The organism is Pseudomonas sp. RGM2987 (assembly GCF_022952855.1).
GTDB lineage: Bacteria > Pseudomonadota > Gammaproteobacteria > Pseudomonadales > Pseudomonadaceae > Aquipseudomonas.
This window is the reverse complement of sequence record NZ_JALJDX010000161.1, coordinates 1-12,523: the sequence shown is the minus strand read 5'-3', so window position 1 is coordinate 12,523 and position 12,523 is coordinate 1. Positions and strand designations below refer to the sequence as shown.

Sequence of the window (12,523 nt, the reverse complement as noted above, 5' to 3'; positions counted from 1 at the left end):
GGAACGATATTGCTCAATCGAAAAATATCGTTGCCGCAAAACGTTCTTCGAATGCCCACCTGCCATGGAAAAACCTGCCGACCAGTGCCAGCGCCAGCCCCGGCAACCCTGCTATCATCCGCCGCAGCCTTTAACCGCTAATTTCTCAACAGCCGATCACGAGCGAATTCATGAGCACTGACAAGACCAATCAGTCCTGGGGCGGCCGCTTCAGTGAACCCGTCGACGCCTTCGTCGCCCGCTTCACCGCCTCCGTCAACTTTGACCAGCGCCTGTATCGCCACGACATCATGGGCTCGATCGCCCACGCCACCATGCTGGCCAAGGTCGGCGTACTGACCGATGCCGAGCGCGACAGCATCATCGACGGCCTGAAGACCATCCAGGCTGAAATCGAGGCCGGCCAGTTCGACTGGCGTGTCGATCTCGAAGACGTGCACATGAACATCGAAGCGCGCCTGACCGACCGCATCGGCGTGACCGGCAAGAAGCTGCACACCGGCCGCAGCCGCAACGACCAGGTGGCTACCGACATCCGCCTGTGGCTGCGCGATGAAATCGACCTGATCCTGGGCGAAATCACCCGCCTGCAAAAAGGCCTGTTGGAACAGGCCGAGCGCGAGGCCGAAAGCATCATGCCCGGCTTCACCCACTTGCAAACCGCGCAGCCAGTGACCTTCGGGCACCACATGCTGGCCTGGTTCGAAATGCTCAGCCGCGACTACGAACGCCTGGTCGATTGCCGCAAGCGCACCAATCGCATGCCCCTGGGCAGCGCTGCGCTGGCGGGCACCACTTACCCGATCGACCGCGAATACACTGCCCAACTGCTGGGCTTCGACGCCGTGGGCGGCAACTCCCTGGATAATGTCTCGGACCGCGATTTCGCCATCGAATTCTGCGCCGCCGCCAGCATCGCGATGATGCACCTGTCGCGGTTCTCCGAGGAACTGGTGCTGTGGACCAGCGCGCAATTCCAGTTCATTGACCTGCCGGATCGCTTCTGCACCGGCAGCTCGATCATGCCGCAAAAGAAAAACCCCGACGTACCGGAACTGGTGCGGGGCAAAAGCGGCCGGGTGTTCGGCGCGCTGATGGGCCTGCTGACCCTGATGAAAGGCCAGCCGCTGGCCTACAACAAGGACAACCAGGAAGACAAGGAGCCGCTGTTCGACGCCGCCGACACCCTGCGCGACTCGCTGCGGGCCTTTGCCGACATGATCCCGGCCATCAAGCCCAAGCACGCGGTAATGCGCGAGGCCGCCCTGCGTGGTTTCTCCACCGCCACCGACCTGGCCGACTACCTGGTGCGCCGTGGCCTGCCGTTCCGCGATTGCCACGAAATCGTCGGCCATGCCGTGAAGTATGGCGTGGCTAACGGCAAGGACCTGGCGGAAATGAGCCTGGACGAACTGCGCCAGTTCAGCGACCAGATCGAGCAGGACGTGTTTGCGGTGCTGACCCTCGAAGGTTCGGTCAATGCCCGTGATCACATCGGCGGCACGGCGCCGGCGCAGGTCAAGGCGGCGGCAGTGCGCGGCCAGGCGTTGCTCGCCAGCCGCTAGAAGCCGAAAAGCGAAAAGCTTCGCGAGCAAGCCCGCTCCCACAGTAGATCTTCAGTGAACACAGGCTCTATGAGCTGATGGAGATCCAATGTGGGAGCGGGCTTGCTCGCGAAGGCGTCCGCTCAGACGCTACAAACTCACCTCTTGGCAGCAACCATCGCCAAAAACTCCGGCATCGCCGCGTCCCTGTCCGCCGCAATCCGCTGCACATGCGGGTTCTGCTCCAGACGCTCCATCAACGCCTTGGCCGCTGGCATGTCCGCCAGCAAGTCGATATCGAAGAGTTTCCTGCCCACCTGTAACGCCAGCGAAACACTGTAGAGAAAGTACAGATCGGCAATGCTCAAGCGGTCGCCCGCCACATACGGCGAGAACGTGCCGTGCCTGCCCAGCGAGGCGAACCCCAGCAGCAGTTCCGCCTTGGTTTTTTCCTTGATGGCATCGGCTACCGGCATACCGAAAAACGCCTCGGCATAGCAGGCCCGACCGGGCAGTTCGATGTATAGCTCGATCTCCCTGCACAGGGCCAATACCTGGGCGCGCTCGAACGGATCGCTTGGCAGCAGGGGCTTGCCCGCCTGGGTTTGCTCGATGTACTCAAGGATCACGCTGGTTTCGTTGACGAACCCCTGCTCGGTCTTCAACACCGGCACCTTGCCGCGAGGGCTGATCGCCAGCACTTCGGGAGCCTGACTGCCGTAGAACGGCACTTCTTCGAAGGGCACGCCCTTCTCCAGTAACGCCAGCTTGACCATGTTGTAATAATTGCTGACGCAGAAACCGTATAGCTTGAGCATTGCAGGACGCCTCCAGGCCGTGTGGGGTTGGCAGCCTTGGGTTATAAACCGCCCGCCCCTTTCTCGCCACAAGCATCACGCCGCTGAATGCAGGTAGACTGGCGGCTTTCCCACAGGAGCCGGCCATGAGCGAGCCAACCGACATCGACAACGACGAAGAAGAATTCGTCGAATCGACGCTGATCGAAGCCATTGAAAACCAGATCGAAAGCGAAAACCCGCCTGCGGCCAAGGCCACGTTCAACAAGCTGACCCTGGTCGGCTACGAGCGCGACGACATTCTCAACCTCATGGCCCATGTGCTGGCTTATGAGATCGACGCCATGCTCGAAGAAGATCGCCCGTTCAATACCCAATGGTACGAAACCGCGCTGCGTGAGTTGCCTGAGTTGCCGCCAGAAAGGAACTGAACCCGCAGCTGTGGCGAGGGAGCTTGCTCCCGCCGGGTTGCGAAGCAACTCCAAAAATCTGCGCCTGCTTCGCAGTCGAGCGGGAGCAAGCTCCCTCGCCACAACAGATTCCCTCGCACCAAAAGTTTCGCATCTGATCGCTCAAAACAAAAAAAGCCTGCCTCTGACACTGGACAGGTCGGCCGAGTGCGCTCACCTTAGTGACGCTGTCGTCCAAATTCCTAGAAAGTCTGGAGTCCTTATGTCGCTTACCCCTGAGTTGGTTGCCGAACTGGAAATCCTCGCACTCTTCAACCTGGACAGTTCCCAGGAAGGCCTGAAAATCCATCAGACCGCTGCCCCTAAAGCGATTGCCGCTGCCCAACGCCTGTACGAAAAAGAGCTGATCAGCCAACCCGACGGTGGTTACCTGACCAGCCTGGGTCGAGACGCCGCGCAGAATGTGCAAACCGTGCTGACGATACTCAGCGTTCAAGAAGCCGCCTGATTCCCCCTGTCGCCCACGGAAATCTGCTTCGCCGGATTTCCGCAGGCGCGGGCGCCTTGCGTGAAAAATCTGACATCCAAATCCTATTTTCAGCTTAAGAATTCCCGGCCCCGGACGCTAAACTTCCATTACCCCTGATCTCCCACGTTCGACGCCGCGAGCCGGTTTGAGCTGACATGACCCGCAACCACGAAATACGCCCTGATCTGGACGAGGGAATCGACCGCAAGGTCCTGAGCCAGCTGCGCGCGCGTTTTCTCAAGTTCAACAGCGTGCGGATGGAGCGCGCCCTGGAAGGCCTGTCGCCGCGCCAGCAAGGCGTGCTGACGCTGTTGCCGCTGTTTTTCCATGTCAATCATCCGTTGCTGCCCGGCTACGTCTCCGGTAGCACACCGGCGGGGCTGTCGAACTATGAGCCCGATGCCAGCGTTCTCGCCGAAGCCCAGCGGCTGACCCGTTCGTTTTCCTACAAGCCGCGCCATGGCAGCAACCCGCCGCGACCGATTCTTGGCCTGTTCCTGATGGGCAGCCTCGGCACCCTGGCCCAGGCTGACCAGAGCGACATGGACGTATGGGTCTGCCATGGGCCGGACCTGAGCGACGACGAACTGGCCGAGCTGAGCAAGAAATGCCAGCTGCTGGAAGCCTGGGCCGCGACCCAGGGCGCCGAAGCGCACTTTTTCCTGATCGACCCGGCGCGCTTCGTCCAGGGCGAGCGGGACACTCAGCTCAGTTCCGAAAATTGCGGCACGACCCAGCACTACCTGTTGCTGGACGAGTTCTACCGCACCGCGATCTGGCTGGCCGGGCGGACGCCGATCTGGTGGCTGGTGCCGGTCTATGAAGAAGAGAACTACGAGCAATACACCCATACGCTGATTTCCAAGCGCTTCATCCGCGCCGATGAAACCCTCGATCTCGGACACCTGGCCTACATTCCGCCGGGGGAGTTCATTGGCGCCGGGCTCTGGCAACTGTTTAAAGGTATCGAGTCGCCCTACAAGTCGGTGCTCAAGCTGCTGCTGACCGAGGTCTATGCCAGCGAGCACCCGAACGTGCGCTGCCTGAGCCTGCGCTTCAAACAGGCGGTGTTCGCCAACCGCCTGGACCTGGAAGAGCTGGACCCGTACATGGTGGTCTACCGCCGGCTCGAGGAATACCTCAATTCCCGGGGCGAATCCGAACGCCTGGAGTTGATTCGTCGAGCGTTGTACCTGAAGGTCAATCGCAAACTCACAGGCTCCGCCCGCAGCAGTGGCTGGCAGCGCACGCTGCTGGAACGCCTGGCCAAGGAATGGGGTTGGGACCAGCGGCAACTGGCGCTGCTGGACAGCCGCAGCCAGTGGAAGGTGCGCCAGGTCAGCCACGAACGGCGGGCGCTGGTCAACGAGCTGACCCACAGCTACCGCTTCCTGACCCAGTTCGCCCGTACCGAGAAAACCGTCAGCCTGATCAACAAACGCGATCTGAATGTCCTCGGCCGGCGGCTGTACGCGGCGTTCGAGCGCAAGGCCGACAAGGTCGAGTTCATCAACCCGGGTATCGCCCCGGACTTGGCCGAAGACACCCTGACCCTGGTCCAGTCACCCAACAAGAAAGAGCCGGGCCAGAACCAGTGGGGCCTGTACAACGGCAGCCTCAACGCCCTGGAATGGGAGAACTTTGCGCCGATCAAGCGCTGCCGCGAGTTGCTGGAGCTGCTGACCTGGTGTCATCGCAACGGTGTGATCGACAGCAGCACGCGCCTGGCGCTCCATCCTGGCAGCAGCGACCTGAGCGAGTTCGAACTGTTCAACCTGCTGGGCAGCCTGCAACAGTCCATCGCCCTGCCCCTGGCCACGGTCGACGAAGAACAGTTGTTGCGGGCCAGCGTCCCCGGCGAGGTGCTGATCCTGGTGAACGTCGGCGTGGACCCGCTCAAGCATCACCGCGACCTCAATATCCTGATGACCACCGAGCGCACCGACTCCCTGAGCTACGCCGGCGTGCGGGAGAACCTGGTGCTGACTCTCGACCAGGTCACGCTCAACAGCTGGAGTGAAGTGCTGGTCAATCGCTTCGACGGTGAACACGCCCTGCTCGACTGCCTGCGCGACTACCTCAACGACCTGCCCGGCACCCAGCGCCAACCGCGTCTGCGCGTCCGGTGCTTCTGCCACAACCGTGCGCAGTTCATTGCCCGCCGGGTCGAAGAAGTGTTCGAGACGGCGCAGACCCTGCTGCTGAGCAGGCTCAACCATCGCTACCTTCTTCAGGTGCAGCAGCACTACCACGTGCTCGAACTGGTGCCCGGCCAGGTCAACCACGTGGCGCTGGCCAGCCTGTCGGCGCTGACCGATTACCTGGGTGAGGAACTGAGCGCCTACAGCCCGTTGCACCTGGACCCGATGGCCCTGGAAGACCACGACCTGGCGGTGCTGCTGCCCATGGGCCAGCCCGAGTGCATCCAGGTGTTCTACCGGATCAACGAAGACGAAGCCGACCTGTATGTGCTCGATGAGCTCAATGCCCTGTGGCAGCAGCACTTGCCGTATCACGACGACCACAGCCTGCTGGTGCCGTTGCAGCGCTTCCTGCAATCGGTGCTGTACCGCCGCGACGCGTTGCTGCCGATGGACAACGCCCAGCCGCTGAGCCTGGAAACCCTGTACTACCAATTACTGCCCTCGGGCAGTGGACGGGCGCGGCGAGTGGAGGCGCGACAGGCGCCGCAGACGCCAGTGAACAAGCCGTTCTATGACGTGCAGGCGATCATCGGCAAGGCGACGCACGGCCAGGTGCACGTCACCCTGTACTGCGATCAGCAGGAGTTTTCCGAGCTGGAGCACGGCGACCAGCTGTTTCGCGTGGTCGCCCGGGAGATCGTCGGACAGCGCCGCGAAGCCCAGCGCTATCGCTGCTACATCACTGACCTGGACCTCTCGGGCCTGGTGGGTGACGGTGCCTGTTCAAGCAATTTGTACCTGCGCTACAAGGCCGATCTGGAGCGCGCCCTGAACGAGGCGCTGGCCCTGGCCTGAGGCAAGCGGCGGCTCAGAGGTGGAAGTCGCCGCCGGCTTCGGGCTGGTATTCAACGTCCAGCAAAGTGAGCTTCAGCGTCTTGCCGCCCGGGGCCGGCCAGTCGATGTGCTGGCCGACCTTCAGGCCCAGCAAGGCGCTGCCCACCGGCGCCAGGATCGAGATCTTGCCTGCGTCGGCATTGGCGTCCTGTGGATAAACCAGGGTCAGGTGGTAGTCCTTGCCACTGCCCTCCTCTCGGCAGTGCACGCGCGAGTTCATGGTCACGACATCGGCGGGCACTTCATCGTGGCCCACCAGGGTCTCGGCGCGATCGAGTTCGGTTTGCAACGCAATCACGCCCGGCAGCGTTTCATCCAGACTGTCGATCAGGCGTTCCAGACGTTGTACGTCCAGGCGGGTAAGGGTGATGGAAGGTGCGGTCATGATCCAGGCAGACTCCTTTCTTCTGCACGAAAAAAGCAAAACCCCGCCACAAAAAGACGGGGTTTTCACGGGCCTCGATGAGTTGAGGCGTTGCCGGACACTAACACAGCTCAATAAATAAACAAGCCGGGCAGGGTCCAGCCGTACCAATAGATAGCTTACAGACTACCGGATGTACGACGCCGAACCCTTGTGGCAAGGGAGCTTGCTCCCGCTGGGTTGCGAAGCGACCCCACATCTTGCGACTGCTGCGCAGCCGAGCGGGAGCAAGCTCCCTCGCCACAAAAGCCTGCAAGGCGAATGGTTATCTCAAAGAGCTGCGTTTGAGCGCCTCGGCACAGATCACCCGCCGCCGCTCATCATCGGCCGAACGCCATTCGCGGATGTCCTCGACGTGGCGCAAACAGCCGAGGCAAACCTTGTGCTCATCCAGCTTGCACACACTGGTACACGGTGACGGAACGGCAGGACTGACGTTGCTGTAGAGCGGTTTGGGCGGCCGCGCCGGAGCGGTCTGACTCATGAGGTCACAAGCCTTCGAACTCGAAATCCACGCCCGCCTGCTGCTTGACGATCCGCTCGAGCATCTCACCCAGTTGCTCTTCGCTCTTGTCGCACTGCCAGCGCTCGCTTTCCTCGTCGTAGTCGAAGTGAAAACCACCGGACACCGCCGCCAGCCACAACTGCCGCAGCGGCTCCTGGCGACTGAAGATCAGCTGGGTGCCGTTCTCGAACTTGACGGTCAACACGCCAGCGGAGCTTTCCAGATCGATATCCAGGTCGCTCTCGTCGAAGATGTCCTCCAGCATTTGCTGGGTGGTATCGACCAGATCGTGGAAACGGGCTTCACTCAAACTCATTGCGGCAACCTCGAAAATGTCTGCTCATGCTCAAGCGCCGCAAGATACGGACGCTTCCCGGCGATTGCAAAGGATATACCGAACCGCGACCACCAGCGCCGCCGGACGGGAGCCCCGCTGCATAGGCAAGCTGCCGGGTGGCCGGTATACTCCGGCGCAATTAACGCATTTTCAAGGATTTCGCCATGAAGCGCCTGATCTCTTCCCTTGCTGCGCTCGTCGCGGTTGCCTGCCTTGTGACAGCCTGTGGTCAAAAAGGTCCGCTGTACCTGCCTGATGACAGCAAGTCCCCTGAAGAGCAGGCCAAGTCGTCGCAATCCAAGGCCCACGCGCACGACACCCACTCCACCACTTACTAAGGGAACGCCATGGACGCTTTTAACTACCGTGGCGGGGAGCTGTTCGCGGAAGGGGTTGCCTTGTCCGCGATCGCCGAGCGTTTCGGCACGCCGACCTACGTCTATTCCCGTGCCCACATCGAGGCCCAGTACCGGACCTTCGCCGACGCCCTGGCCGGCATGCCGCACCTGGTGTGCTTTGCCGTGAAAGCCAACTCCAACCTGGGCGTGCTCAATGTCCTGGCTCGCCTCGGCGCCGGTTTCGACATCGTTTCCGGGGGTGAACTGGAGCGTGTATTGGCGGCGGGCGGCAGCGCCGACAAGATCGTCTTCTCCGGCGTCGGCAAGACCCGTGAAGACATGCGCCGCGCCCTGCAAGTGGGAGTGCACTGCTTCAACATCGAATCCACCGACGAGCTCGAGCGCCTGCAAGTCGTCGCCGCCGAGCTGGGCGTGCGCGCGCCGATTTCCCTGCGTGTGAACCCGGACGTCGACGCTGGCACCCATCCGTACATTTCCACCGGTCTCAAGGAAAACAAGTTCGGCATCGCCATCGCCGACGCCGAAGACGTCTACGTGCGCGCCGCCCAACTGCCTAACCTGGAAGTGCTGGGCGTCGATTGCCACATCGGCTCGCAGTTGACCACGCTGGAACCCTTCATCGATGCCCTCGACCGCCTGCTGGCACTCGTCGACCGCCTCGGCGATTGCGGCATCTACCTGCGTCACATCGACCTGGGTGGCGGTGTCGGCGTGCGTTACCGCGACGAAGAGCCGCCGCTGGTGGCCGACTACATCAAGACCGTGCGCGAGCGCCTCGAAGGCCGCGACCTGGCGCTGATGTTCGAACCGGGCCGCTACATCGTCGCCAACGCCGGCGTGCTGCTGACCCAGGTCGAGTACCTCAAGCACACCGAGCACAAGGATTTCGCCATTGTCGATGCGGCCATGAACGACCTGATCCGCCCGGCGCTGTACCAGGCCTGGATGGACGTGACCGCGGTGCGCCCGCGCGATACCGCCCCGCGCGCCTACGACATCGTCGGGCCGATCTGCGAAACCGGTGACTTCCTGGCCAAGGGCCGCGAGCTGGCGCTGGAAGAAGGCGACCTGCTGGCGGTGCATTCGGCCGGGGCCTACGGGTTTGTCATGAGCTCCAACTACAACACCCGCGGCCGCTGCGCCGAGGTGCTGGTGGATGGTGACCAGGCTTTCGAAGTGCGTCGCCGCGAGACGGTAGCCGAGTTGTTCGCCGGCGAAAGCCTGCTGCCGGAGTAAGACCATGCTGCTGCGTTTTACCAAGATGCACGGCCTGGGCAATGACTTCATGGTCCTCGACCTGGTCAGCCAGCACGCGCACATCCTGCCCAAGCACGCCAAGCTGTGGGGCGACCGCCATACCGGCATCGGTTTCGACCAGTTGCTGATCGTCGAGGCGCCTAACAACCCGGACGTCGATTTCCGCTACCGGATTTTCAACGCCGACGGTTCGGAGGTGGAGCAATGCGGCAACGGTGCGCGCTGCTTCGCCCGCTTCGTGCTGGACAAGCGCCTGACCGCCAAACGGCAGATTCGCGTCGAGACCAAAAGCGGCATCATCGAACTGGATGTGCGCAGTGACGGCCAGATCGGCGTGAACATGGGCGCCCCGCGCCTGGTGCCGGCGGACATTCCGTTCCAGGCGCCGGCCCAGGCCTTGAGTTACCCAGTGGACGTCGACGGCACGCCAGTGGAACTGGCGGCGATATCGATGGGCAATCCCCACGCCGTATTGCGCGTGACCGACATAAACGCTGCCCCGGTGCATGAGCTGGGCCCGAAGATCGAGCATCATCCGCGCTTCCCGGCGCGGGTGAATGTCGGCTTCCTGCAAGTGATCGACCGCCACCGCGCGCAGTTGCGTGTCTGGGAGCGCGGCGTCGGCGAAACCCAAGCCTGCGGTACCGGCGCCTGCGCCGCCGCGGTCGCTGCGATCAGCCAGGGCTGGATGGATTCACCCCTGCTCATAGACCTGCCCGGCGGGCGCCTGTCCATCGAATGGGCGGGCCCCGGCCAACCGGTGATGATGACCGGCCCGGCAGTGCGCGTATACGAAGGACAAGTTCGTCTTTGAGTGAGCCAAACCCATGACCGACAAGCCACAGGTTCCAGCCCAGCAGCCCGACGAATCCCCGGCCCCGCTTCCGGACGCTGCGGCCGTGGCCGCTTACCTGGACGCTCATCCGGACTTCTTCGTCGAGCATGAAGAGTTGCTGGCGGCGATGCGCATCCCTCACCGGCGCGGCGACACGGTGTCGCTGGTGGAACACCAGATGAAGATCCTGCGCGAGCGCAACATCGAAATGCGCCACCGGCTTTCGCACCTGATGGACGTGGCCCGGGACAACGACCGGCTCTTCGACAAGACCCGTCGGTTGATCCTGGCCCTGATGGACGCCAGCACCCTCGAAGACCTGGTGATGAGCGTCGAAGACAGCCTGCGCCAGGATTTCCAGGTGCCGTTTGTCAGCCTGATCCTGTTCGGCGACAACGCCATGCCGGTGGGACGCTGGGTGACCCATGCCGACGCACAGACGGCCATCGGCGGCCTGCTCACGGAAAACAAAAGCGTCAGTGGCAGCCTGCGCGAACATGAGCTGGATTTCCTGTTCGGCGAAGAACAGCGCAAGCAGATCGGTTCCACAGCCGTGGTCGCAATCGCCCATCAGGGCGTGCACGGTGTGTTGGCCATCGCCAGCCGCGACCCGCAGCACTACAAGAGTTCGGTGGGTACGTTGTTCCTGAGCTACATCGCCGAAGTCACCGGCCGCGTGTTGCCTCGGGTTGTCGGCTCGCTGCGCTCGGTACGCTGATGATGGAGCGGCAACTGGACGCCTACTGCGAACACCTGCGCAGTGAGCGCCAGGTGTCGCCCCACACGCTGTCGGCCTACCGCCGCGACCTGGAGAAAGTGCTGGGCTGGTGCCAGAAGCAGAACATCGGCAGTTGGCAGGCGCTGGACATCCAGCGCTTGCGCAGCCTGATTGCGCGGCTGCACCAACAGGGCCAATCCTCCCGCAGCCTGGCGCGGCTGCTGTCGGCGGTGCGCGGCCTGTACCAATACCTGAATCGCGAAGGCCTGTGCGATCACGACCCGGCCACCGGACTCGCACCGCCCAAGGGCGAACGCCGGCTGCCGAAAACCCTCGACACCGACCGCGCCCTGCAACTGCTCGAAGGCGCCGTCGAGGATGACTTCCTGGCGCGGCGGGACCAGGCGATCCTAGAGCTGTTCTATTCCTCTGGCCTGCGTCTTTCCGAGCTGACCGGGCTTAACCTGGATCAGTTGGACCTGGCCGACGGCATGGTCCAGGTGCTCGGCAAGGGCAGCAAGACCCGCCTGTTGCCCGTCGGGCGCAAGGCTCGGGAAGCGCTGCAAGCCTGGCTGCCGCTGCGGGCCCTGGCCAACCCCGCCGACGACGCGGTCTTCGTCAGCCAACGGGGCCGGCGCCTCGGCCCGCGGGCAATCCAGTTGCGGGTCAAGGCGGCCGGTGAACGCGAGCTGGGGCAGAACCTGCATCCGCACATGCTCCGGCACTCCTTCGCCAGCCACCTGCTGGAGTCCTCCCAGGACCTGCGCGCGGTCCAGGAATTGCTCGGCCACTCGGACATCAAGACTACCCAGATCTATACCCACCTGGACTTCCAGCACCTGGCGACGGTCTATGACAGTGCCCACCCCAGGGCCAAACGCATCAAGGGCGACGAATCATGACCATCGAGCTCATCACTTTCGACCTGGACGATACGCTGTGGGATACCGCCCCGGTGATCGCCAGCGCCGAAGCCGTATTACGCCAGTGGCTGACCGACAACGCACCGAATCTGGGCGGCGTGCCGGTGGAGCACCTGTGGGCGATTCGCGAGCAGGTGCTACGCGAAGAGCCTGGCCTGAAGCATCGCATCAGCGCGCTGCGTCGGCGGGTGCTGTTCCGGGCCTTGCAAGACGCCGGCTATGACCAGTGGCAAGCGTCGGAGCTGGCGGACCAGGCGTTCGAGACGTTCCTGCACGCCCGGCATCAACTGGACATCTTTCCTGAAGTGCAGCCGACCCTGGAAGTCCTGGCCAACCATTTCGCCCTCGGCGTGGTCACCAACGGCAACGCCGACGTGCGTCGCCTGGGCCTGGCGGACTACTTCAAATTCGCCCTGTGCGCCGAAGACATCGGCATCGCCAAGCCAGACGCCCGGCTGTTCCACGAAGCCCTGCAACGCGGCGGCGCCACCGCGCAAACGGCCGTGCACATTGGCGACCACCCGGGCGACGACATCGCCGGCGCCCAGCAGGCCGGCCTGCGCGCCGTGTGGTTCAACCCGACGGGCAAGCCCTGGGATGCCGAACACAAACCGGATGCCGAGATCCGCAGCCTGACCGAACTGCCGGGGTTGCTGGCGGGGTGGCATAGCCAGCCCTGAACCTGCAAACACCACAGCCTAACCCTGTGGGAGCGGGCTTGCTCGCGAATGCGGTGGGCCAGCCAATTCATCTGCTGGATGTTGAAACGCCTTCGCGAGCAGGCTCGCTCCCACATTGAGTCGGTGGCGTCACTCGATCCCAGGCCTGACACACCCCCCCTGTGGGG

General features: G+C 63.0%; 14 protein-coding genes. 10 read left to right on the top strand and 4 right to left on the bottom strand.

Annotation, left to right across the window (positions count from 1 at the left end; genetic code table 11):
- The first annotated feature begins 170 nt into the window (after positions 1-170).
- Complete coding sequence (gene argH / locus RGM2987_RS07480) at positions 171-1,565, top strand: argininosuccinate lyase (RefSeq protein ID WP_245139461.1); 1,395 nt, start codon at positions 171-173, stop codon at positions 1,563-1,565.
- 137 nt (positions 1,566-1,702) lie between these two features.
- Here argH and RGM2987_RS07475 read toward each other — a convergent pair whose 3' ends face one another.
- Positions 1,703-2,362, bottom strand: a complete 660-nt coding sequence (locus tag RGM2987_RS07475; protein ID WP_245139460.1) for a glutathione S-transferase — start codon at positions 2,360-2,362, stop codon at positions 1,703-1,705.
- A gap of 125 nt (positions 2,363-2,487) precedes the next feature.
- Here RGM2987_RS07475 and RGM2987_RS07470 point away from each other — a divergent pair, with 125 nt between their 5' ends.
- The 3 genes from RGM2987_RS07470 (at position 2,488) to RGM2987_RS07460 (ending at position 6,279) form a co-directional block, all read left to right on the top strand.
- Entirely contained in the window at positions 2,488-2,772 is a 285-nt protein-coding gene (locus RGM2987_RS07470) for a hypothetical protein (protein ID WP_245139459.1), read from the top strand.
- Between the two features lie 241 nt (positions 2,773-3,013).
- Positions 3,014-3,259: a TIGR02647 family protein gene (locus RGM2987_RS07465; RefSeq protein ID WP_214999781.1), complete on the top strand. Its 246-nt coding sequence runs from the start codon at positions 3,014-3,016 to the stop codon at positions 3,257-3,259.
- A 176-nt stretch (positions 3,260-3,435) separates the two neighbouring features.
- Entirely contained in the window at positions 3,436-6,279 is a 2,844-nt protein-coding gene (locus RGM2987_RS07460) for a class I adenylate cyclase (protein ID WP_245139458.1), read from the top strand.
- 13 nt (positions 6,280-6,292) lie between these two features.
- Here the strand turns inward: RGM2987_RS07460 and rnk are convergent, their stop codons facing one another.
- The 3 genes from rnk to cyaY all read right to left on the bottom strand — a co-directional run bounded on the left by rnk (position 6,293) and on the right by cyaY (position 7,563).
- The gene (gene rnk, locus RGM2987_RS07455) at positions 6,293-6,703 is read right to left on the bottom strand and encodes a nucleoside diphosphate kinase regulator (RefSeq protein ID WP_245139457.1); all 411 of its coding nucleotides are present in this window, start codon (positions 6,701-6,703) and stop codon (positions 6,293-6,295) included.
- Between the two features lie 304 nt (positions 6,704-7,007).
- A complete protein-coding gene (locus tag RGM2987_RS07450; RefSeq protein ID WP_245139456.1) occupies positions 7,008-7,226 on the bottom strand; it encodes a DUF1289 domain-containing protein in 219 nt (72 codons plus the stop codon).
- Positions 7,227-7,230: 4 nt separating this feature from the next.
- Positions 7,231-7,563: an iron donor protein CyaY gene (gene cyaY / locus RGM2987_RS07445; RefSeq protein ID WP_245139455.1), complete on the bottom strand. Its 333-nt coding sequence runs from the start codon at positions 7,561-7,563 to the stop codon at positions 7,231-7,233.
- A 185-nt stretch (positions 7,564-7,748) separates the two neighbouring features.
- Between cyaY and RGM2987_RS07440 the strand changes: the two genes are divergently transcribed.
- The 6 genes from RGM2987_RS07440 to RGM2987_RS07415 are packed head-to-tail and all read left to right on the top strand — an operon-like array spanning position 7,749 to position 12,356.
- The gene (locus RGM2987_RS07440) at positions 7,749-7,922 is read left to right on the top strand and encodes a lipoprotein (RefSeq protein WP_214999771.1); all 174 of its coding nucleotides are present in this window, start codon (positions 7,749-7,751) and stop codon (positions 7,920-7,922) included.
- A gap of 9 nt (positions 7,923-7,931) precedes the next feature.
- Positions 7,932-9,179: a diaminopimelate decarboxylase gene (gene lysA, locus RGM2987_RS07435; RefSeq protein WP_245139454.1), complete on the top strand. Its 1,248-nt coding sequence runs from the start codon at positions 7,932-7,934 to the stop codon at positions 9,177-9,179.
- 4 nt (positions 9,180-9,183) lie between these two features.
- On the top strand, positions 9,184-10,014 hold the full coding sequence (gene dapF / locus RGM2987_RS07430) for a diaminopimelate epimerase (protein WP_245139453.1): 831 nt from the start codon (positions 9,184-9,186) through the stop codon (positions 10,012-10,014).
- A gap of 13 nt (positions 10,015-10,027) precedes the next feature.
- The gene (locus RGM2987_RS07425; protein ID WP_245139452.1) at positions 10,028-10,753 is read left to right on the top strand and encodes a DUF484 family protein; all 726 of its coding nucleotides are present in this window, start codon (positions 10,028-10,030) and stop codon (positions 10,751-10,753) included.
- Between the two features lie 2 nt (positions 10,754-10,755).
- Entirely contained in the window at positions 10,756-11,655 is a 900-nt protein-coding gene (gene xerC, locus RGM2987_RS07420) for a tyrosine recombinase XerC (protein ID WP_245139479.1), read from the top strand.
- Entirely contained in the window at positions 11,652-12,356 is a 705-nt protein-coding gene (locus RGM2987_RS07415) for an HAD-IA family hydrolase (protein WP_245139451.1), read from the top strand. Before xerC ends, RGM2987_RS07415 begins: the two co-directional genes overlap by 4 nt.
- Positions 12,357-12,523 lie beyond the last annotated feature (167 nt).